Raw genomic sequence first — 22,376 nt, forward strand, 5'->3', positions numbered from 1 at the left:
TAAAAGTTATTTTTTATCTATGATAAATTTTTGTTTTAACTCATTTCCAAGTTCTATATTGCTGTCTTTAACATCAACTTTTTCTATATTTTTATCTGTAAATTCTAAGCTTACATTTCCAGCACCAAAGCTTTTTGCTAAAGTTTTTATCGTATCAGTTGCAGAGCTGTGAATTTTAGTTCCAAGATCATTAATTATTTGAACGGACATATTTTTAATCTCATCTTTTGCTTCGCCTATTAATTTATTTTTTTCATTCTCATCAAAGCTTGGTCCAAATAAAGAATTTAGCGAATCAGGAAGTAAAAAAGGCATAAATTTAGAGTTTTTTTCATCATAAATTTTCATATCAGTTATTGAAAATTTATATTTGCAAGGTGGCATAATTACTTTAAAATCATTATTTCCTAAATTTTCTATCTTAAAATCTTTGCTTTTTAAATCATATATAAAATCTATCTCAAACTCAAAAATAACTGCAATTTGCTTTTTTGTCATTGTCCAGCCTAATACGCTGTCCCAAAGCCCACTAAATGGGCTATTTTTCTTAGTAACTATCTCTTTTGAGTAAATTTTAAAAACATTAAGTTCACCAACACTTTTAAGTTTTATAATCTCAGTAGAAATATCGACAGATGGTTTTTCATTAACTTTTTTTAGTTTTTTGTTCTGTTTAAAAAGTATAAAAATAACTATGCCTAAAACTAAAATTATCACTAAAGTTAAAAAATCCATCTTAAAATCCTTTTAAAAAATCTTCTTAAAAATATACCCATTTGAGTTTAATACTTCGCAAACTTCATCTTGATGAGCCTTACCTTTTGTCTCAAGCGTGATAGTAATAACCGCATCACCATAATCAATCTGAGTTGAGAATCTATCATAATCAATCTTAACAATATTTGCATTTGCACTTTTTAAAGCTAAAGTAAGCCCCATCAAAGCACCAGGCTTATCAACAAGTGTAACACTGACTGCCATCTTTCTATGAGACTTTATAAGACCTTTTTCAATTATTATGTTAAGCATTTGAACATCAATGTTTCCACCACTTAAAATAATACCGATTTTTGAATTTTTAGGATATTTAAATTTAGAACTCATTAACGCTGCAACTCCAACTGCTCCAGCACCCTCAACAACTATTTTTTGGCTTTCAAGTAAAAATAAAATCGCATTTGCTATCTCTTCATCATCAACTTGAACAAACTCATCAACATTTTCTAAAATATGTCTTAATGTAATAGGACTTGCATCCCTAACGCTTATGCCATCGGCAATTGTTTTTACGCTTTTTGAATTTACTACCTTTTTAGCATTAAAGCTATTAAACATAGCAGGAGCACCTTTTGCACCAACTGCAATTATTTTAATATTTGGGTTAATTTGTTTTGCACAACTTGCCACTCCACTTATTAGCCCACCTCCACCAACAGGAGCTACTATATAGTCTAAATCAGGCACCGCATCAAGCATCTCAAGAGCAGTTGTACCTTGCCCTGCTTGAACAAAAACATTATCAAAAGGATGAACAAAAGTTAAAGAGTGCTCTTTTGCATATTCATTTGCATATTCATACGCTTCATCAAAATTATCACCTTTTAAAATAACTTCCGCACCTAAAGCCTTTGTGCCACTTACTTTTAAAAGAGGTGTTGCTTCTGGCATAACGATAACTGCACGAATTCCAAACTCTCTTGCGCTAATTGCAACGCCTTGAGCGTGATTTCCAGCACTTGCAGCAATTACACCTTTTGCTTTTTCTTCTTGGCTTAAATTTGAAATCATATTATAAGCACCGCGAATTTTATAAGCACCTGTTTTTTGTAAATTTTCTTCTTTTAGATAAACATTAGCGTTATAATTTTTGCTAAGCTTGTTAGAAACAGCAAATGGAGTCTCATCTACAAATCCTGATATTGTTCGTTTTGCTTGGATTATTTTATTTAAATCAACCATAAAATTCCTTGTTTTAGACTTTAAAAGTTTTATTATATCAAAATTTGCATTTTAAAGTGTAAAACTTATCTTATTCTAGGCTCTTAGCATTTTTGTTGCTATTTCTATCATCTCAATGGCGCTTTCTCTATAGTCAATCATCATATTATAAATTTCATCTTCGCTTAAAACTGCTCTTTTTAGATCTGTTGGGATATCCCCTTTTCTATCGGCTTCTAGGTCATCGTTTCTTTGCTTACCGTAGTAATAGTCCATAAGCTTTTGATACTCTTTTAAAGACTTTTTTAATGTTTTTAAAAGCTTGTTTAATTTCTCTAAAGTATCTATTTGAAACTCTAAATTTTTCTCAAAGACAGTTATATGAGCGAATTTTTCCTCATTTGAAATTTTCATTTTTTATCCTTTATATTTTAAATGTAGCAATTTTATTGCTTGTTATTAAGCAATCAAATGACTTGTAACCTTTTTTTAAGTCATATTTTTCTTTATTGTATTTACTTTTTTAGAAACTATTTTTTTAATATTATAATTGTTTAATGTTTTTTCTTGTCATAAAATTCCCTTCTTAAAACACAAAGAACTAGATTTTTATTTACAATCATCTTTGTTTTAAATATAATAAATTTTTTTATTACATTTTATTTTTAAATTTTCAATACACTTATCCATGTAATCCCAATCAGGAGTTTTTTCATTTTTTACTGGAAGTAATATAGAAAAATCTTTTTTAATGTGCCTATTTAATTCATTTTCAAAAGCTTTATAATATAATTGTGATTCCTTAAAAATCATAGTTGCTATGAACATCTTACAATTAAATGAAATATTGCTTTTAGCTCTCAATACACTTACATTTTGACTTGTATAAAAGGGTTCTTTTTGTATAAAACAAGAGCCTAAATAATGCCCCCCAAGAGCTAGTGTCATATCACCTGCTTCATAGGGATCTAAATTTACAATCCTGTCAACCTTTGCAGCAATGCCATTGTTTAGATTAGATCTTCCTACAAAGTTAATAGTTGGTCTTATTTCCGTCATATTTTTCTTATCTAATTTATTTCCCGAAAATATTTCGAACAAGTTTTCATCATACAAATTAAATCTTCTAAACTTTTCTATATCAATTTTTATAGGCTCAGCTCTATTTAAATAGCTTGTAAGATTGCTTGTACTCTCTATCTCTCTCGTTTCAAGCCTTTTTATAAAACTTTCCATATAATCCCAATTTAATTCTCCATTTTTATCAATTGGTAATTTTACTTTAAGTTTTAAAGCATCGGCTCGTGCAAATTTGTTTACATAATCATAATTCATTAAAGAAGCTTTCTTCTTAAATATTGCTGTAAAAAATAATAAACTATATCTATTCCACTTTTCTATATTGGAAATTGGTTTTACTACTTGAACATGAGAATATCCTACAAAATCATTTGGTTGATAAAAAATGCTATCCGATGTTGTTGTATCACTAAATGTTATTACATTACCCTTTTCAGTGAGTTCGTAGTTAGTATAACCACCTATACCATTATTAAAACTAGAATTTACTATTACTGGATTCTCACCTTCATCTTGCATTAAATCTTTATTTGTCAATCGATGATATTTTGTAGGATTTATAGTAAATAATTCCTTAATTTCAAATTCTTTCCATTCAGTTATGTCAATTTTTTTCATTATTTCCACCTATATCTAACATGAGTTTTCCATCTTTATATTCTGATTTATACAAAACTTGATTTAAAAGTTTTTCATTAAATTCTTTTACATCAATTTTTTTTCAAAAAGTATAAAATCTATAATGGTTTTTTTAAAATCTTCTTCATATATTTCAAAAGGTTTCTGTGGTTTTTGATATGACAAATATTCTTTTGAATCTATCCATTGATGTGTATTATATTTTGTATCTACTTTTGTTCTTGCAACTCCTAACCAATATTTTTCTATTTCTTGCCACTTATTTTTTATATCATGCCTACCTTGATTTTTAACCCTTTCAAGTCCATCATCTTCCATATAGCAAGCAAATATTTTTTTATCTTTTTGTGGTTTTCCAGTTTCAAAAACAAATACACTTGTTGTTACTCCAGCATCAAAAAGTTTTTCTGGTAATTTTATAATCATATCAAGTGTATGTCTTTTTAATAATGATTGCATTTTATCTTTTTCTAGTTTTTTATCTGGTAATATAAATGCACACTTTGTACCAGTAGGAACATTGTCTAGTACATTTGTAACTATTTTTTTACAACCGTATTTTTTCTCGTATGGAGGATTCATCAATACTTTAGTAATATTTTTAGATTTGATCCATTTGCAAGCTTCCTTTTCTCTTGTATCATATTGCTCCAAATTAGTCTTACCATCTTTGTGAATAAGCATATTGGCACAAGCTAGGGCAAAAATTTCTCTGTCAAACTCGATACCATAAAGCTTATTTTGTTTTATATCTTCTGCTTCTTTTGTATTAACACCTCCAACCTCTTTTATCATATTTGCCATTGCTTTTACTAAAAACGCTCCGCTGCCGCAGGTGGCGTCAAGTAGGCGGTCATTGTAGGTTATCTCTAGTAAATCATACATAAATGAAGTAATATGCTCAGGGGTAAATACTTGACCACTTTCGGACTTTTTCTTGTATCTATTAAATTCATTAAAGAAAATACCCATTACATCTTCGCCGTTCCAGTTATCTGAGTTTATGGACTCTGCAATTTCAATAATACAATCAATAAATGTATTGATATCTTCTTGATTTTCTACAATGTTCATTTTTATTTCGCTATACACCTCAAGTAAAATATCTATTTTAAGATTTTGTTTTCTATGGTCTTGAAGTGATTTTGCCAGAGTGTCATATATTTTGTTCCTAAATGGTTCATAGCCATTATCTTTAATTGCTTCAAGATTGCCACCAAATCTTTCTACTACTAAGGCTGAAGCTGTAAATATCATTCTGTGATATAAATTTTTAATTCCAAATTTAAAATGTAGTAAATCATTTATTCTTTTTGTTAAGGTGAAAATTTTGTTTTTGTCTATGTAGTTTTCTTTAAATAAATCAATATAGTATTGCTTATTTTGAAGTTTATTAGCTACTCTTATAAGTTCCTTGTTTTTATATATAGCAATTTCCTTACCATTGTACAAAATACCAATAGTTTTTTTATACTTGCTTGAAATTATATCTATATTTTTCATAAGTTCATCAATAAAAGCCTGTTTGTTGATATCTTTTTCTTCTGACTTTGTTTCAAGAATTATTGCAACATCATTCATATTTTTAGGTAAATACCAACCATCTGGCTTATCTGAATATCCCTTAAAGCCTAATTGATTAAAAGTAGTTATTTGACCGGTACCTTGGTTAATGTTTTCTTCAACATCACCAAAGCCTAGTACTTCTTTTGCATAACCTCTAACCTGGTCTTCTGTCTTTAAACTCATTTCCTAATCCTCGTTACTAAAATCATTTCAAAACTAATTGTATCATTAGGAGTAAAAGATAAAGCTTTGCACATTTTTTTTAAATTTTTAAATATAATAGACTTATCTTTACTCATTTGTGCCACCATAAACATCTGCTGTAAGCCCTGCATAGCTATTACATCTGTTTTATTTAAATTTTTTTACTGATTGCAACCACAAGAGTTTATATCTAAATGCCACAATACTCCTCTTTTTTATTTTTTTATTTTTTTATTTAATTTGCTTAATTATAGCAAAAACACTATATTAAATCTTTTAAGTTTTTTACATGCCTTTATTCATCTTTATAAAAGATAAAATGTCTATAAAGATATAAAAAATACAAAATTTAAATTTACTTCTTTTGTATAAATACTATACTCTTCACGTGATCTTCTTTGTCCAAACTTAGATTAATGTCATACTCTATAAGCAGAAACCTGAAAAGGACAGATTTTATTAAATATCTTTTTCTGTTTTCTTGCCATAAATTTTAATTTCCTCTATCAATTCATTAAGTAATATCTTCTTGTCGGTATCTTAAATGACTATATGAATGATATTAAAATTAAAAAAAATCTTATAGATGCTATCAGAGATTATTTTTTCTTCAAAGATTGCCTCTTGTTCTGCATATTCTAACTGGTCATAGCATCAAGTCTAAGATTTAAATAAGAAATTTAACTTATCTAGGACTACCATGAGGAAATATATTAATTCAGAAGTGCTCAAATTTTAAGTATTATAAAATTTTATAGGTTTTAATAAAAAAGAACGCCCTTATACAAGAGCATTATTCAAATAAAGAGCTATCTTTTGAACTTGGTGAGTATTGAAAAAACATGAAAATTATTATAAGAATGAGGTGGGGAGGTAGACTCTAATCAATTTCTAAAGTCTTTAAAATTGTATTTGCTAAATTTTTTGATAACTTTGGTGGCACAGCATTGCCAATTTGAATAAAAGCAGATGTCCTAGAAGATTCGAAATAATAACTATCTGGAAACCCTTGTATTCTCGCTGCCTCTCTTACACTTATTGATCTGTTTTGAGAGCTATCTGGATGTATATAGTAATGCCCATCTTTTGAAATATGAGCGACAACTGTATGTGAGACTGAGTTACCTTCTATAGCTTTATATCTGTCCAAAAATGATTTAGTATTAGTATGAGTAATTAATTCTTCTGGCAATTCATTATATTTTAGATTTAATCCTTGCTTCTTAGCGTCCGAAACTAATTTGTAAATTTTTAAATCATTCTCATTGTTTGACCTACTAATATGCTGTGTTAATACATCCGTCAAAATATCTCGATATTCTTGAGAGGCTTCAGATTCATCAATAGATTTCGAATATTCACTCTTAAACTCACCCGCTTTTAAGTTCGGCAAATCAGAAAATAATTCTTTTATTGTTGGTGCCTTAGACTGATAAGTTTTTAATATCTCAAAGAAATTTTTCTTTACTTCAATATCTTTTCTAAAACCTACTAAAAACAGCCTCTCTCTTCTTTGACAGACTCCATAATCTTCAGCATTTATAATTTCATATCTAACTTCATAACCAGCAGAATCAAATGCTTCTATAATTATTGGTAGCAAAGGATTATCTTTATAATCTTTAAACGAAAGTAATCCTTTGACATTTTCAAACACAAAGAACTTTGGTTTATACTTCTCTAAAAACTGAACATAATATTCATATAAATAAATTCTTTCATCTGTTTCTTTTTTGTGTTTATTATTAAACCTACCAATTGTAGAATAAGCTTGACATGGAGGTCCACCAATTATGCCATCTAAATGTTCTCCGTTGAGCCTTTTATCAATAAAAGCAAAAACATCTAAAATAGTTTCTTCATTAATCTCTAAGTTCAACACATCTTCTAAAATATAGCCTGGGATGACTTCCATGAGCTCTTGAAAATTTATTTCTTTTCTAAGATATTTGTTATATAACTCTAAATTGTTAAGTTCCTTTAAATAATAATAGATGTTTCTTAGCTTAAGAGTTAAGCATGCCGATGCTTCTTTTTCAATATGACAAATAAACTGGAATTCATCTATTCTAAATCCCTCACTTAATCCTCCTCCACCTGAAAAAATATCAATGATTTTCATTGTCAACCTCCTTTCTAAATATATATAATATTAATTAGTCTGCCAATAGTTTGTTTAAGATACTCTCTGTGTTAAATGATGGTTGTCCCTTCCTATGATAATAAGAACTAAATCTTGCAATTATATCTCTTTTAAAAACGTCTGTAATAACTCCTAATTTTTTTAAATTTCTATCCTTAAACTGATTCTTTTCATAATCATATTCTAAAGTTATTAACGAACGAAAATCAATAAATCCGCCCTCAAAAAAACTAACTTTAGGTAAGAAATGATACCTCATAGATTTTTGATCAGAATTTCTTGACCATTGTGCAATCTTATTTTTATTATTATTAGATATTACATTCCCATCTTTATTTAAGCACTTTTCTAATATATCACTAAAGTCTTGAACTTCATCATACTTTTTAATTTTAGCAAAAAGAATTTCTTTTGTTTTTGAATTTGCCAAGTCACACGCTGGTGTCAATACTAAAAACTTTTGTTTATTGTCACAATCTTCATATATATCGCAACTACACACCTGAGTAATAGGGTTTGGGAACATATACATTTCGATAGGTTCGACATCTAAATATTTTTCATTGAACATAAATTTGTTACTTAACCAACTAGAGATATAGCGAATCAATACAACTTCTTGCGTTTCTTTATTCAGTGCCATTAATTCTTCTTTTTTATTAGTGAAGCACTCTGGTATAATTTTCCAAAAAAATTCTTTTATATTATTATTAACTTTACCTCTAGAACCTAGTAAACGGAAAATAGAGTCTTCATAGTAGTTAATTAATTCATTTATTACATCTTCAAAAGAGCTTTCATCTTTTGACTGAACTTTTATAATATTTGTATTAACATCGTCACTAATTTTTTGGCTAAAACCAGTTCTAACAATAATTGGAATAATTTCTCTATCAATAATATTCTTTAATAAAATATTACCTGATATTTGCTCATCGTCTTTACCTGTATCTTTTTGCGGTACCAACATTAAATCTACTATGACAGCCTCAAAATTATTCTGAAACAGTGCAATGGCAGCTTCTTCAGGTGTTGTGGCAACTTCAAAAGAAATTTCAATTTTATTTAATATATCAAATTCATCACTTATTTTTCCATCTTCTTGTAGTATTTTATATATCTCTTCTTTGTTTTCTAGCATCATCAACCTAGAAATATATTTTTGATCCTCGATAACACATTTATTTTTAAGTTCTTCTATAAATAACTTTTTATTATAATTATCAATAGTTTCCTGCAATTGTTCTCTTTGTTCGGAATCATCATCTACCAGTAATATCTTAAAATTGTCCATATCTTAGTTCCTATCCAATGTTATTCGAAAGCAAGCTCCTTTGCCTGCATCAATTACTTCTAATTTACCATTATTCCTTTGAACAGCTTCTCCCGCTATAGCTAATCCTAGTCCAGTTCCGTTATCTTCAATAACTCTTTTTTTAGCAGAATATCCTGGAGTAAAAATAATATCATCTACTAAATCATCAGTTGAAACTCCTAGTCCATTATCTGATATTTCGATAAATACTTTATCATCTTTATCAAAAATTGAAACTTCAATATTCATAGTAGCTTCACCCGTATACTTAACCCAAAATATTGCATTTTCAATAATATTTGTTAAAGCCATATATAAATCTTCTTCTATTATATTAATATGAAATTCATCAGATGATGTAAATTCCATTTTAATTCCTTCGTCATCTGATACTTCTTGGAAAAGTTCTAATACATTCTTGATTAGATTATTCAAGTTTGTTTTTTTACGTCTTCCTCTCTTATTAGATGCAAGCGGATCAAGGCGATTAAAAAATACACTTAGTCTTTTAGCTTCTGCACTTAATTTTTGCATGTCTTTCGATAGTTTTTCATAACTATATTTTCCTAACTCATCACTTTGATATGAATTTTTTAAATACTCCTCTATTGATGGAATTTTATTCGTATACCAAGATAAAGGCTTTCTGCCCTCGTGTAAAACTACACTAATAACATTCCCCAGAGTAGTGTGTTTTTGATAAATAGCAATCGTTTCTTTGACTTCTAAAAAATCCTCTTCTTTTTCTTTTTCTAAATTTATAATTTCTTGGCTTACTTCTTTATTAATAATTTAAAAATTTCTTCTTGCTTCTCTGGACTTTTCTTCAATTGTTTTCTTGTTTTTTCAATTGATTTCTCTACATTTAACTTCACATTGCTAAAATCAAATAGTTTTTCCAAAGGTTTATCTTTCTTTTTAGGCTTGTTATCTCGTCTATACTTAAATCTTTCTTTTTCTAAAATACTTAATGCAAAATTAGCAATTTTCTGTAATGTCCAATAGCTATCATTTTCATAAAGTCCATCTCTTGCGCTTTTTTCTTTTAACCCAGACTTTTCTTCATCTTCAATGCTAATTCGACCATTAATCTGTTCCGAACCTATTGATAAACTAGGATTTTGAACACGCTGAGCATCTAAGTTTAACCAATCATATCCTTGGTCTCCATAAGGTCTAATTCTAAATCCATTTCTATATATACTAATACCTGACTGCTCCTTTAAAATATTCCTTATATCAGTTTTCGTATATCTTGCATCCTGTGTATTATTAATGAAGTTAGTAATTATTTCTATCCCTTCTGGATCCTTATCATAAACCCTATAATCAATCTTAACTTTACCGCATTTTTTTAACCTTTCTTTCAAAAATATATCAATTTGTCCATCAATAATCTTTTCTTCATCTAAGTAATAATTAAAATATTTTAATTCATAAGAAAAATCTTTATTTATCACACCAACTAACCTATAATGGCATGTGTCATAAAATTCGACTGGCTCTATCACTTTGCAAACATTTTTATTCAAATCATCAAAAAAGTTTTCATAGCAAACTTCTATATTGAAATCTGTTTTATCGTATAAAAGTCGTGAAAGTTCTATTTCAATTTTTTTTGTATCTTCATCTGATATCTTTTCAGATAAATCATTCCCAATCTCATTTGTAATATACAAAATAGTTCCTGATCCTTCATTAGTTTTCTCAGTTTCAATATAAACAGGAATATCAGACAACTTTTTATTAGTATTAAAATCACTCCAGTTAAAAAAAGCTATAGTTCGTATTCCATTATTTACAGTTGATAATTTTAATTTATTACCTAATAATGAAACAGCATATCGACCTATACCCTTTTTTCCCTGATATATTCTGCCTTTTGGACTGGTCTTCTTTCTTAATTTGTAATCAGTAGATGGAACCATCCAAGTTCCGATAACTGTATCTTTCGACATTCCATGACCATCATCTTTCACAATGATTTCTAATGAATCTTTATTTTTCCTATATGTTATTATCACATTTGTTGCATCAGCATCATAGGCATTTTTTACCAATTCAACTATAGCTGCTGGTAAATCTTTAATTAAATCTTTACCGATAGACATAATTAATCTTCCAGTAGGTTCAAAATAACTCTTCACTTTTATCTCCTCCAATAAATACACTTAAATTCCATAATCACTACTTTCTTCTGTAACCATCTTAGAATAATACAAATTACTTAAAAAAATAGATTTTCTATCTAGCTTATTGTCATTTATTAATTTATAATATTTATTGTTACTAATATTGTCTATATAGTAATAGTCAATCTTATCAATAATGCTTGCAAAGTCTAGATAACTTATAGAGGCATTGCTACCATAAATTAAATTTAAACTACCAAAGTCAATCAGGTTATTTGTATATTTTTCAAAAACTCCAACATTTTTTATTTCTTTTATTTTTTTTAACATTAACTATTCCTTTTTACATTATCATACTGTAAATTTATTTATATTTTTTAAGTATGACTATACTCTCCACATGTTTTGTATGTGGAAATTGATCAAATAGTGCAAATTTGACAACTTTATGAGTTTTGCAAATTTCATCTAAATTTTCTTTTAAAGTCAGGGGATTGCAAGAGACATAGATGATATTTTCATAGTTTTTTATAAATCTCACAACCTCTTTGCTAAGTCCAGCGCGAGGTGGATCAACCAAAATATGACTGATATCAAAATCGTTTAAATTTATATCTTTTAGTCTATTAAAACTTACTCCATTAAACGCACTCATCAAGTCATCACTATCCATTCGCAAAAACTCAATGTTTAAAGCGCCGTTTAACTCGCAGTTTTTAAGTGCGTTTTTTATGGCATTTTTGCTAATTTCATTTGCCAAGACGGCTCTAAATTTAAAGCTTAAAGGGATTGTAAAATTGCCATATCCACAATACATCTCTAAGAGGTCTTTTGGTCTATCAATGTTTTTTAAAACCCAGCTTATCATCTGTTCATTTACGCTTTTGTTTGGCTGGATAAAGGCACCACTTTCAAATGTGTATTTAAACTCACGACCATTTATAAGCAAGCTTTCGTTTAAATTTTCACTTCCAAAAACAAGCTTTTTGCCCCTACTTCTTGCTATCAAATTTACGCCTAAATTTTGACTTAAATTTAAAAGCTCATTTTGAATTTCTAAAATATTTCTGTGATATAACAAAATCACTAAAATATCATTTTTAGTTGCAATAAACTCAGCTCCAAAGACTTTAAATTTCAGTTTATCGCTATTTTTTAACTCATTTAAAAGATGTGGCATTAAATTTGCTATTTTACTATCAACTTTTAGGCACTCATCTATCTTTAAATGCCTTTGTTTTGTGCCATTCATCGTATAAAAAAGGTCGTTTTTTTCGTGATAAAGCCCAAACTCAGCTCTTATCCTATAGCCTGTTTTTGATGAACCAAAAAACTCAAAATCGCCGCTGTAAATTTGACCAAAAAGTTCTTTTATAAACTCTTTTTTATATGAAATTTGCTCATAATAGGGCAAGTTTAAAGTACAACTTCCACACTCACCTAAATGCTTGCAAAATCCCACTAATTAACTCTTTCATGGAAAAATCCAGCCCAAGTTTGGGTTGTCGCCATAACTTCAAGAGAGTTGATATTGACATTTTTTGGCAAAATTGCACAACTATAGATAATCTCGGCGATATTTTCAGCTGTTATAAACTCGGTATTTTCATAGACTTTATCGGCTTTTTCTTTGTCGCCTTTGAATCTAACAAGGCTAAACTCAGTCTTGCAAAGTCCAGGCTCGATGTTTGTCACTCTTATGCCGCTTCCTCTTATATCATTTCTTAAATTAAGACTAAATTGCTTAATAAATGCTTTTGTGCCACCATAAACGTTTGAGCCTTGATAGCTCCAGTTTCCAGCAACAGAGCCGATGTTGAAAATATATCCACCTTTATTAATAAGCGGTAAAACCGCCTTTGTAACATATAAAACACCTTTTATGTTTGTATCAACCATAGTTTCTAGATTGTCTAAATTTGCATCGCCAAATTTATCTTGTCCAAGAGCCAAACCTGCATTATTTACTAAAATATCGATGTTTTTAAACTCTTTTGGCAAGTTTTCAATGCTTTCAAAAATAGCTTTTTTATCCCTAACATCAGCACAAATCGTGTGAGCTTTTACGCCAAATTTAGCAATACTATCTTTTAGACTATCAAGTCTTTCTTTCCTTCTTGCAAGTAAAATAGTGTTATAGCCATTTTTTGCAAAAAGCAAAGCTGTTGCTTCACCAAATCCAGATGTTGCGCCTGTTATTAGTATATTTTTATTCATAATATTCTCCTAAAAAGTTATGTCTTTTAAGTCCTAAACTCTCCAAATATTTTAAAACTTCCAAGTCATTATTTTGCAGTGCAAAATCAGCTGCATTATAGCCCATATCATCAACTTCATTTATATTTGCACCATTTTGGATTAAAAGTTTGACAATATTTAAATTTGAATACTTTGCAGCGTGCATTAATAAGCTTTTTGAAGTGTGATTTAACGCACAAAGCTTAAACGGTAAAGATCCACTTGAACTAAGTGCTATTTTTTCATAATTTGAAATAATTTTTGCATTTACATCTGCACCATTTCGAATTAAAAAAGCAACTAGCTTTTCATCATTTAATTCGCAAGCATAAAAAATTGGTGTTTTTCCAAAACTATTTTTATAATTTATCATAGCGCCGTTTTTAAGTAAAAATTTTAAAATATCATAGTTTTTTAATGCGTAAAAAAGAGTATTTTCATGTCCAAAATTTAAATTTGCACCCCAATTTATTAAAGTTTGTATAAATTCTTTATCTTTATTAAGCAAAATAGAAGTTTTTAATGCGTTTGTAAGTTCTATTTCGGTTGGCTTATAAGTGTAGAGATGATTAATTAGTAAATTTATATCAAATTTTGTATTTAATAAAGATTTATTTAGCATATCGATTTGATAGCTTTTAACACTTCCAACAGCTGCTTTTAAATACTCATTAGCCACACGTGAGGCATAAAATATCGCACTTCCTTCATCATAACCTAAATCATCTTTATAATAATCCACAAGCATTGGAACAGCTACTTGATAAAGGGAGTTAAAAAGATTAAATTTTTCATAATTATCAAAACTTTGTAAAGCCCAAATTTGAAAATATTCCCTATTTTTATTTACTTCTAAATCGCTTGAATTTGCATCTTTTAAAGTAGTTTTATAAATTTCAGGTGTAAATAAAGCCTTATAAATAACAAATTGAAAATTTTGCCAAAAATTTATAGCTTCACTTCCATCACAATCAATGTCAAGCCCTCTAATTTTAGCACTTACTTCTCTTAATGGCTCCAAAGATTTAGCCATATAAAAGCAGTTTTCATCTTTTAAAAAAAAATCTTTATTTGAGCTATCTAAGAAAAATTCGTTTGGATTTTTTTTGATCTCATCGCAAATATTTGCATAAGAAAAAATACAAAAAATAGCAAATATTAAAATTTTTTTCATAAAAACTCCAAATCTAAGATATATAATTTTACCTAAATTTAGCGAAATTTAGGTAAAAAGTTACTTTAAAGTTTAAAATTTTCTTCTTCATTGAAGTTTAAATATTTATAAATTGATTTTTCTTTTCCTGCAAGTTTTTTTGGTACAATTTGCATATACTCTTTAACGCTTGGTATTCTTCCAAGGATTGCACAAACCGCAGCTAATTCAGCACTTCCAAGATATACTTTTGCTCCCATTCCCATTCTGTTATCGAAATTTCTAGTAGAAGTTGAAAAAACTACCGCACCATCTTTAACTCTTGCTTGGTTTCCCATACAAAGACTACAACCTGGAATTTCAGTTCTAGCTCCTGCTGCTGTATAAAGTGAGTAATATCCCTCTTCTTTTAGTGTTTTTTCATCCATTTTTGTTGGTGGAACGATCCAAAGTCTAGTTGGAATTTGGCCCTCGCCTTTTAAAATTTCTCCCAAAGCTCTGTAATGACCGATATTAGTCATACAACTTCCTACAAAAACCTCATCTATATTATAAACTCTATTTTTATCGGCTAAAATTTCACTTATTGTAGCCACATCATCAGGATCATTTGGGCAAGCTAAAATTGGCTCATTTACTTCATCCAAATTAATCTCTAAAATTTCATCATACGAAGCGTCTTTATCAGCCCTTAAAAGGGTAGGATTTTCAAGCCATTTAAGCATTTTTTCTTTTCTTCTTGAAAGTGTAGTTTTACTTTCATAACCAGCCTCTATCATCGCATCTATCAAGCTTACATTTGATTTTATATATTCTTTAACTGGCTCAATATCCAAATTTACAACACAAGCTGCTGCACTTCTTTCAGCGCTTGCATCACTTAATTCAAAAGCTTGTTCGACTTTTAAATTTTCAAGTCCTTCTATTTCTATAATTTTTCCAGCAAAAATATTTTTCTTATTTTTTTTATCTACTGTTAAAAGTCCTTTTTTTATGGCTGCGTATGGAATTACATTTACTAAATCCCTTAAAGTAATACCATCTTTTAATTTTCCTTTAAACCTAACTAAAACTGATTTTGGAACATTTAAAGGCATTTTTCCAGTAACTGCTGCAAATGCCACAAGCCCACTTCCTGCTGGAAAGCTAATTCCAATTGGAAATCTTGTGTGTGAGTCAGCTCCTGTGCCAACACTATCTGGTAAAACCATTCTATTAAGCCATGAATGAATTACTCCATCGCCTGGCTTTAAAGCCACTCCGCCACGACTACTCATAAATTTAGGTAAAGTTTTATGAGTTATGGTATCGCTTGGTTTTGGATATGCTGCTGTATGACAAAAACTTTGAAGAACAAAATCAGCTCCAAAACCTAAACTAGCAAGTTCTTTTATCTCATCTTTTGTCATAGGTCCTGTAGTATCTTGACTTCCAACTGTTAGAGTGGTTGGTTCTATATACATTCCAGGAACAACACTTTCTAAATTACAGGCTTTTGCTAATATTTTTTGAGCCAAAGTTTGACCAAATTTATTTGATTTTGGTTGTATGGGTTTTATAAAAATATCTTCTTTTGGCATATTTAAAAACTCGCGTGATTTCTCACAAAGTCCTTTATAAATAATAAGTGGTATTCTTCCACCTGCTCTAACCTCGTCAAAAATAGTATTTGGGCTTAGGCTAAATTTAGCGACAACTTTTCCATCTTTTTTTATCTCTCCATCGTATGGATAAATTTCTATCTCATCACCTGTTTCTAAGCTAGTTACATCAGTTACTATTGGCATTGCGCCGCTGTCTTGGGCAGTATTATAAAAAATAGGAGCTATTGTTGAGCCGATAATAATCCCACCTGTTTTTTTATTAGGCACGGCATTAATATCTTTTCCAATATGCCACTGAAGAGAGTTTATACCACTTTTTCTACTGCTACCAGTTCCTACAACATCTCCAACATAGGCGATATCTTTACCAATTTTTTTTAACTCATTTATTTTTTCAATACTTCCAGGAAGTCTTCTTACAAGCATTGCATTTGCATGAAGTGGGATATCACTTCTTGTAAAAGCTTCACTTGCTGGACTTAAATCATCTGTATTTGTCTCACCAGGAACTTTAAAAACAATAGCTTCAATTTTTTTAGGAATTTCAGATTTTTTTAAAAACCATTTAGCATTTGCATAAGACTCAATTACGCTTTTGGCAAATACATTGCCATGCTTTGCCAAATCCATAATATCATTAAAATAATCATGTAAAAATATGGTATTTCCTAATGCTTTAGCTGCAGCTTTTGCTATCTCTTCATCATTAGATTTTAAACATTTTATTAAAACAACAACATTATATCCACCAAGCATGGTCTCAAGTATATTAATTGCATCAAATTTTGTAATTCCATTAATTTTTAAATCATGATTTATAATTTCATTTAAAAATTCAGCTTTTATCTTAGCCGCTTCATCAACACCAGGATTTACTCTATTTTTTAAAATTTGTATTAATTTATCTTGATTTTTATCACCATTTTTTAAAGAATTAATTAAATCTTTTATCTCTTCTACATTTAAAGCAAGTGGTGGAACACCGAGAACACTTCTCTCATCGGCGTGTTTTTTATATTTGGTTAAAAAATCCATATTTATCCTTTTTAAAAATTAATTTTCCATATTTTCTTGTAATTGTAGCAAATTTAATATAATATAGTTATAAATAAATTTTTAAGGATAAAAGTGCAAAAAGTATATTTTAGAGCTGGTTTTATAAATTTAGAAATTTATGGTGATAACAATGGAATAAGTGAAATAAAATTTGTTAATTTTTATAAAAATTTATCAACAAATGATGAGAATTTAAAACTTTGTATAGATGAGTTAAGCAGATATTTTAAAGGAGAGCTTAAAAGTTTTAGCGTTAAGTTAAATATAATTGGAACTGAGTTTGAAAAAAATGTATATAATGCACTTTTAAAAATCCCTTATGGTCAAGTTAGAACATACAAAGAAATTGCTAAGTCTATAAATCACCCAAAAGCTTATCGTGCAGTTGGAAATGCAAACTCTAAAAATAAAATTCCTATTATAATTCCTTGTCATAGAGTTGTATCAAATAGTGGAATTGGTGGATATACGGGTGGAATTAGCATAAAGACAAATCTTTTAAAAATAGAGAAATATTTATAAATTTTATATATTATAACCATTTAATTAATTTTATTAAATTTACCTAACATTAACCATTTTTGCCATATACTTTGTTTTAGATTTTTTTAGAAAGGATGTTTTTATGAAGAGAATATTTTTTATTATTTTGTTTGGTTTTTGTGCTTTATTCGCAAGAAATCTAGAAGAAATCAAATCTTCAAATGAGATAAAAATAGGCGTTAGAACTGATTTTCCACCATTTAGCCAAATAAAAGATGGTGAATTTACTGGTTTTGAAGTTGAACTTGCAAAAGCCATAGGAAATAAAATATTAGACAATAAAGGCAAAGTTGTATTAGTCGGAGTTCAGGCAAAAGATAGAATTCCAATGCTTAAAAATGATCAAATCGACTTAATGGTAGCAAACTTTACAATGACAGATGAAAGAAAAAAAGCAGTTGATTTTTCATTCCCCTACTTACTAGACTTTATGGGAATTTTAGCCCCAAGCAATTCACATTTAAATAAACTTTCAAGCTTCAATGGTAAAAAACTTTTAGTTATTCCAGGAACTACCTCAGATGAGTTTTTAAAAGACAACAAAACTAAATTTAAAAACATTGAAGTAGTTAGCTGTGAAAACCTATATGATTGCTTAACAAAACTTAAAAACAATGAAGGTGATGGATATTTTCACACAGTATTTTCACTAGCAAACATAGCTGTTATAGATAATACATTTACTATAACAAATAAAGCTGTTGGACATCCTGACTATATAGCTTGCGGTATAAAAAAAGGTAATTCATCTCTTTTGAATGCAGTAAATAACGCAATCGTAGAACTAAGCAAAGAAAATTTCTTTACAAAAGCTTATGATGAGACTTTTAAGATTCATTATAAAGGAACAATTGATAAAAAGTATTTCTTAGTAGATGATATTTATAGAGTTTTTGGTTAAAAATTAAAGCTTTGGTTTTTACCAAAGCTTTAATCTAAGAGAATTTAACACAACACTAACTGAGCTAAAACTCATAGCAAGTGCAGCATAAACTGGACTTAGCAATAGTCCAAAACTAGCAAAAACCCCAGCTGCAAGAGGAATACATAAAGCATTGTAAAAAAATGCCCAAAAAAGGTTTTGTTTTATTATATTCATAGACCTGTTTGATGCTTTAATAAGTTTCAAAATTCCATTTAAATCATTATTTATAAGTAAAATATCGCCAGAACTTTTAGCTATATCACTTCCACTATTCATGGCAATACCACAATCTGCCTCTTTTAGCGAAAGTGCATCATTTACACCATCTCCAACAAAAACTGTAATTCCTTTTTCTTTTTGTTTTTTTACAATTTCAAATTTTTGTTCAGGCAAAATGTCACTAAAAACTTCTTTTATATCTAAATTTGAAGCGATAAAATTTGCAACTTTTTTATTATCTCCTGTTAGCATTAATGTATTAATTAAAGAATTATTTAAATTATTTATAGTTTCTTTTGATTCAGTTTTAATTTTATCACTTAAAATGATATAGCCTTCATATTTTTTATTAAAAGCTACCAAAATAACACCAAATCCATCATCTAAAAATTCTTTAAAGTCATTTTTATTAAACTCTACTCCATTTTCTAAAAGCAAAGTTTCATTGCCAACTATCAAATCATCAGTTTTTAAACCTTTGCCAACTAAATTTTCAAACTCTTTATTAAATTTTTCAAATTTTATATTTTGATCTTTAGCAAAATTAACTATTGCTTTTGCTATTAAATGTTCGCTCAAAGCTTCTAAAGAAGCAACTTTACTAAGTAAATCATCACTTAAATTTGTTTTAAAAACTTCAATTTTTCCATAGGTTAAAGTCCCTGTTTTATCAAAAATAACATTTTTAGTATCTTTTAAAATTTCCAAAACCTCTGGATTTTTTACTAAAACTCCTTTTTTTGCAAGAGAAGAAATAGCACAAACTATGGCTATTGGTGTTGCAAGTCCTAAAGCACATGGACATGAGATAACTAAAACAGAAATTGCACAAACTACTGCATATCCTAAATTTCCAAGTAAAAACCAAACTAAAAAAGTAACTAATGATATTAAAATAACAATAGGAACAAAAATATTTGCTATTCTATCAGCAAACCTTGAAATAGGCATTTTCTTTGCACTTGCTTCACTTAATAGTTTTGTCATTCGAAAAAGCAAGGTTTCGTGATTTTGTGTAGTTATTTTAATGCTTATTACACCATTTGTATTTAAAGACCCAGCATTTACGCTATCACCTACTTTTTTATAAATTGGCAAACTCTCCCCTGTTAAAATAGATGTATCAATCTCTGCACCGCCATCTACTATAACCCCATCTCTTGGAATTGTCATTCCATTTTTTACTAGTACCACATCGCCTATATTTAAAGTTGTAGCTAAGACTTCATCAGTTGTGCCATCTTCTTTTAACAAAATTGCCATTTTTGGTGTTAAATTTAAAAGTGATTTTATATAATCATCTGCTTTTGCTTTTGAGTTTTCTTCTAAAAATTTACCTAAACTAATGAAAGTTATGATCATTGCAGCTGATTCAAAATAAACATAATTAAGCTTGCTTGGTATTAAACTTGGAAATAAAAACGCAAAAGTTGAGTAAAAATATGCTGAAAAAACGCCCAAAGAAACTAAAACATTCATGTCAAAATTTCTATTTTTTAAAGCTCCAAAAGCATGTATAAAAAAATGTCTTCCGCAGTAAAATACAACTACTGTTGTTAAAATAAACTGCATTAATGAGTTTAAAAAACTATGTTTTAATCCCATATGTAAAATCATAACAATAATAGTTAGAAAAATTGATAATAAAAGAGTATTTTTCATACGTTTTAATGCATTTTGCTTTTTTAAAGCAAGTTCTTCATAATTTGTTGCTATTTCATAGCCTAATTTTTCTATCTTTTGTATTATTTTGTTTTTAACATCGTCATTTTCTATCTCAAATTCGCCTGAGTTTGCTGTAAAACTTACATTAGCATTTTTAACACCAGGTATTTTTTTAGTAACTTTTTCAACTGCATTTGAGCAGTTTACACAAGTCATTCCCATGATATTTAGTTTAAAAATTTGAGACATTATTTTATCTCCTTAAGCACCTCAAAACCTAAATCCTTCATCTCATCGCAAAAATATTTTATTTTTTCATCATCTAATTTTAATGAAACAATACCTTTTTCAACATCTACATCAACCTTGCCAAACTCATCTTCAAAATAATTTTTAATAGTATTTGCACAGTTTTGGCACTTTATGTTTTTTACCTCAAATTTTTTCATAGAAATATCCTTTTTAAATAAGATTTTAATTAAGCAATTATAATGCTTGTTATTAAATTTTTTTTTAACATGTTTATATGCTAAAATCAACGAAATTTTAAGTTTTTGTATGGTATAATTGCAGCTTTAAATTTTAAAAAGGATTTATTTATGGGAAGAGCGTTTGAGTATAGAAGAGCCGCAAAAGAAGCAAGATGGGGTAAAATGAGTAGAATTTTTCCAAAACTTGGAAGATCTATAACAATAGCCGCAAAAGAAGGCGGACCAGACCCTGATATGAATCCAAAGCTAAGAACCGCAATCGCTGCTGCAAAAGCACAAAATATGCCTAAAAACAATATCGATGCAGCCATAAAAAGAGCTAGTGAAAAAGATAGTCCTAATATCCAAACTATCCATTATGATGGCAAAGGACCACATGGATGTCTTATAATAGTAGAGTGTGCTACTGAAAACACAACAAGAACAGTTGCAAACATAAAATCAATCTTTGGAAAAAATGGTGGAGAGTTTTTACCAAATGGTAGTTTATCATATATGTTTTCAAGAAAATCAGTTTTTGAAGTAAAAATGCCAAAAAGAGATTTAGAAAGCGTTGAGCTTGATTTGATTGATTATGGAATGACTGAGATGGTTGTAAATGAAGATGAAGAAGATGGCGGCGAGACAACTTTGATAATTTATGGTGAATATGAAAGCTTTGGAGAGCTAAACAACGGTATAGAAAAACTTGGTCTTGAGATAATAAATGGAAGTTTAAAATATATCGCAAATAATAAACAGGAATTTAGCGATGATGAAATTGAAGAAATAGAGCTTTTAATAGACAAACTTGAAGAAGATGACGATGTGCAAGAGGTCTATACAAATATAGCGTAATAAAATAAAGGATAAAAATGGAAAAATTAAAAGTTTTTGATATAGATAAAGATGAGTTAGCAAAGTATAAATTTGCCATAATTAAGACTGAAAAAGGCGATATTAAATGCGAACTTTATCCAGATGAAACACCACAAACTGTAATGAATTTTGCAAGTTTAGCAAAAAGTGGCTTTTATGATGGGCTAAATTTTCATAGAGTTATACCTAATTTTGTCATTCAAGGAGGTTGTCCTTTTGGCACCGGAACTGGTGGTCCAGGATATAGGATAAAGTGTGAGTGTGATAACCAAACTCACAAACACGAAAGAGGAACTCTTTCTATGGCTCATGCTGGACGAGATACTGGTGGAAGCCAGTTTTTTGTTTGTCACTCGGCTCAACCTCATCTTGATGGAGTACATACAGTTTTTGGAAAAGCCATTGATGAAGAGAGTTTAAAAGTAGTTGATAGCATAAGAGTTGGTGATAAGATAAAAACTATTGAGATAAAAGAGAGTTTATAAACTCCAACTTTAAAATAATTAAAAAAGAGCTACTTTAATTGTGGCTCTTTTTACCACATTAAGCTTTTTAAAAAATGTTTAAAATTCTTAATAAATACTAATTTTACAAATATAAATTTTAA

The 22,376-nt window shown here is 28.8% G+C and carries 20 protein-coding genes; 4 read left to right on the forward strand and 16 right to left on the reverse strand.

Translation table 11 applies throughout. From position 1 onward, the window contains the following. Positions 1–6: 6 nt before the first annotated feature. The 14 genes from HMPREF9309_RS06150 to HMPREF9309_RS06210 form a co-directional block, all read right to left on the reverse strand. Positions 7–735, reverse strand: coding sequence for a DUF4230 domain-containing protein (locus HMPREF9309_RS06150; protein WP_016647059.1), 729 nt, complete (start codon positions 733–735; stop codon positions 7–9). A gap of 12 nt (positions 736–747) precedes the next feature. After that, positions 748–1,959, reverse strand: coding sequence for a threonine ammonia-lyase (gene ilvA / locus HMPREF9309_RS06155; RefSeq protein ID WP_016647060.1), 1,212 nt, complete (start codon positions 1,957–1,959; stop codon positions 748–750). Between the two features lie 75 nt (positions 1,960–2,034). After that, complete coding sequence (locus HMPREF9309_RS06160) at positions 2,035–2,352, reverse strand: DUF4298 domain-containing protein (RefSeq protein ID WP_016647061.1); 318 nt, start codon at positions 2,350–2,352, stop codon at positions 2,035–2,037. 216 nt (positions 2,353–2,568) lie between these two features. Continuing rightward, positions 2,569–3,636, reverse strand: a complete 1,068-nt coding sequence (locus HMPREF9309_RS06165) for a restriction endonuclease subunit S (protein ID WP_016647062.1) — start codon at positions 3,634–3,636, stop codon at positions 2,569–2,571. Between the two features lie 87 nt (positions 3,637–3,723). Next, the gene (locus HMPREF9309_RS06170; RefSeq protein WP_016647063.1) at positions 3,724–5,406 is read right to left on the reverse strand and encodes an HsdM family class I SAM-dependent methyltransferase; all 1,683 of its coding nucleotides are present in this window, start codon (positions 5,404–5,406) and stop codon (positions 3,724–3,726) included. A gap of 901 nt (positions 5,407–6,307) precedes the next feature. Then, positions 6,308–7,549, reverse strand: a complete 1,242-nt coding sequence (locus HMPREF9309_RS06175; protein WP_016647064.1) for a DNA cytosine methyltransferase — start codon at positions 7,547–7,549, stop codon at positions 6,308–6,310. A 34-nt stretch (positions 7,550–7,583) separates the two neighbouring features. Next, positions 7,584–8,864 carry a hypothetical protein gene (locus HMPREF9309_RS06180; protein ID WP_016647065.1) on the reverse strand — a complete coding sequence of 427 codons (1,281 nt, stop codon included), beginning with the start codon at positions 8,862–8,864 and terminating at the stop codon, positions 7,584–7,586. Positions 8,865–8,867: 3 nt separating this feature from the next. Continuing rightward, on the reverse strand, positions 8,868–9,419 hold the full coding sequence (locus tag HMPREF9309_RS09050) for a sensor histidine kinase (RefSeq protein ID WP_016647066.1): 552 nt from the start codon (positions 9,417–9,419) through the stop codon (positions 8,868–8,870). A gap of 239 nt (positions 9,420–9,658) precedes the next feature. Continuing rightward, the gene (locus HMPREF9309_RS09055; protein WP_016647067.1) at positions 9,659–11,032 is read right to left on the reverse strand and encodes an ATP-binding protein; all 1,374 of its coding nucleotides are present in this window, start codon (positions 11,030–11,032) and stop codon (positions 9,659–9,661) included. 24 nt (positions 11,033–11,056) lie between these two features. Beyond that, positions 11,057–11,347 (reverse strand): hypothetical protein, encoded by a 291-nt coding sequence (locus HMPREF9309_RS06190; RefSeq protein WP_016647068.1) that lies wholly within the window; start codon positions 11,345–11,347, stop codon positions 11,057–11,059. 34 nt (positions 11,348–11,381) lie between these two features. Further along, entirely contained in the window at positions 11,382–12,479 is a 1,098-nt protein-coding gene (gene trmA / locus HMPREF9309_RS06195) for a tRNA (uridine(54)-C5)-methyltransferase TrmA (RefSeq protein WP_016647069.1), read from the reverse strand. After that, entirely contained in the window at positions 12,479–13,234 is a 756-nt protein-coding gene (locus HMPREF9309_RS06200) for an SDR family NAD(P)-dependent oxidoreductase (RefSeq protein WP_016647070.1), read from the reverse strand. The genes trmA and HMPREF9309_RS06200 overlap by 1 nt, the downstream gene beginning before the upstream one ends. Continuing rightward, positions 13,227–14,429, reverse strand: coding sequence for an ankyrin repeat domain-containing protein (locus HMPREF9309_RS06205; RefSeq protein WP_016647071.1), 1,203 nt, complete (start codon positions 14,427–14,429; stop codon positions 13,227–13,229). Before HMPREF9309_RS06205 ends, HMPREF9309_RS06200 begins: the two co-directional genes overlap by 8 nt. 65 nt (positions 14,430–14,494) lie before the next feature. Then, the gene (locus HMPREF9309_RS06210) at positions 14,495–17,047 is read right to left on the reverse strand and encodes a bifunctional aconitate hydratase 2/2-methylisocitrate dehydratase (protein ID WP_016647072.1); all 2,553 of its coding nucleotides are present in this window, start codon (positions 17,045–17,047) and stop codon (positions 14,495–14,497) included. Positions 17,048–17,140: 93 nt separating this feature from the next. Here HMPREF9309_RS06210 and HMPREF9309_RS06215 point away from each other — a divergent pair, with 93 nt between their 5' ends. Both HMPREF9309_RS06215 and HMPREF9309_RS06220 read left to right on the forward strand, forming a co-directional pair. Continuing rightward, positions 17,141–17,590, forward strand: a complete 450-nt coding sequence (locus HMPREF9309_RS06215) for a methylated-DNA--[protein]-cysteine S-methyltransferase (protein WP_016647073.1) — start codon at positions 17,141–17,143, stop codon at positions 17,588–17,590. A 103-nt stretch (positions 17,591–17,693) separates the two neighbouring features. After that, on the forward strand, positions 17,694–18,512 hold the full coding sequence (locus HMPREF9309_RS06220; protein ID WP_016647074.1) for a transporter substrate-binding domain-containing protein: 819 nt from the start codon (positions 17,694–17,696) through the stop codon (positions 18,510–18,512). A gap of 18 nt (positions 18,513–18,530) precedes the next feature. Here the strand turns inward: HMPREF9309_RS06220 and HMPREF9309_RS06225 are convergent, their stop codons facing one another. Then, entirely contained in the window at positions 18,531–20,669 is a 2,139-nt protein-coding gene (locus HMPREF9309_RS06225; RefSeq protein ID WP_016647075.1) for a heavy metal translocating P-type ATPase, read from the reverse strand. After that, positions 20,669–20,869 carry a heavy-metal-associated domain-containing protein gene (locus tag HMPREF9309_RS06230; RefSeq protein ID WP_016647076.1) on the reverse strand — a complete coding sequence of 67 codons (201 nt, stop codon included), beginning with the start codon at positions 20,867–20,869 and terminating at the stop codon, positions 20,669–20,671. Before HMPREF9309_RS06230 ends, HMPREF9309_RS06225 begins: the two co-directional genes overlap by 1 nt. 150 nt (positions 20,870–21,019) lie before the next feature. Here HMPREF9309_RS06230 and HMPREF9309_RS06235 point away from each other — a divergent pair, with 150 nt between their 5' ends. Both HMPREF9309_RS06235 and HMPREF9309_RS06240 read left to right on the forward strand, forming a co-directional pair. Continuing rightward, on the forward strand, positions 21,020–21,748 hold the full coding sequence (locus HMPREF9309_RS06235) for a YebC/PmpR family DNA-binding transcriptional regulator (protein WP_016647077.1): 729 nt from the start codon (positions 21,020–21,022) through the stop codon (positions 21,746–21,748). Between the two features lie 17 nt (positions 21,749–21,765). Then, entirely contained in the window at positions 21,766–22,254 is a 489-nt protein-coding gene (locus HMPREF9309_RS06240) for a peptidylprolyl isomerase (RefSeq protein WP_016647078.1), read from the forward strand. The last annotated feature ends 122 nt before the right edge of the window (positions 22,255–22,376 follow it).

Source organism: Campylobacter ureolyticus ACS-301-V-Sch3b, assembly GCF_000413435.1.
Taxonomy (GTDB): domain Bacteria; phylum Campylobacterota; class Campylobacteria; order Campylobacterales; family Campylobacteraceae; genus Campylobacter_B; species Campylobacter_B ureolyticus_A.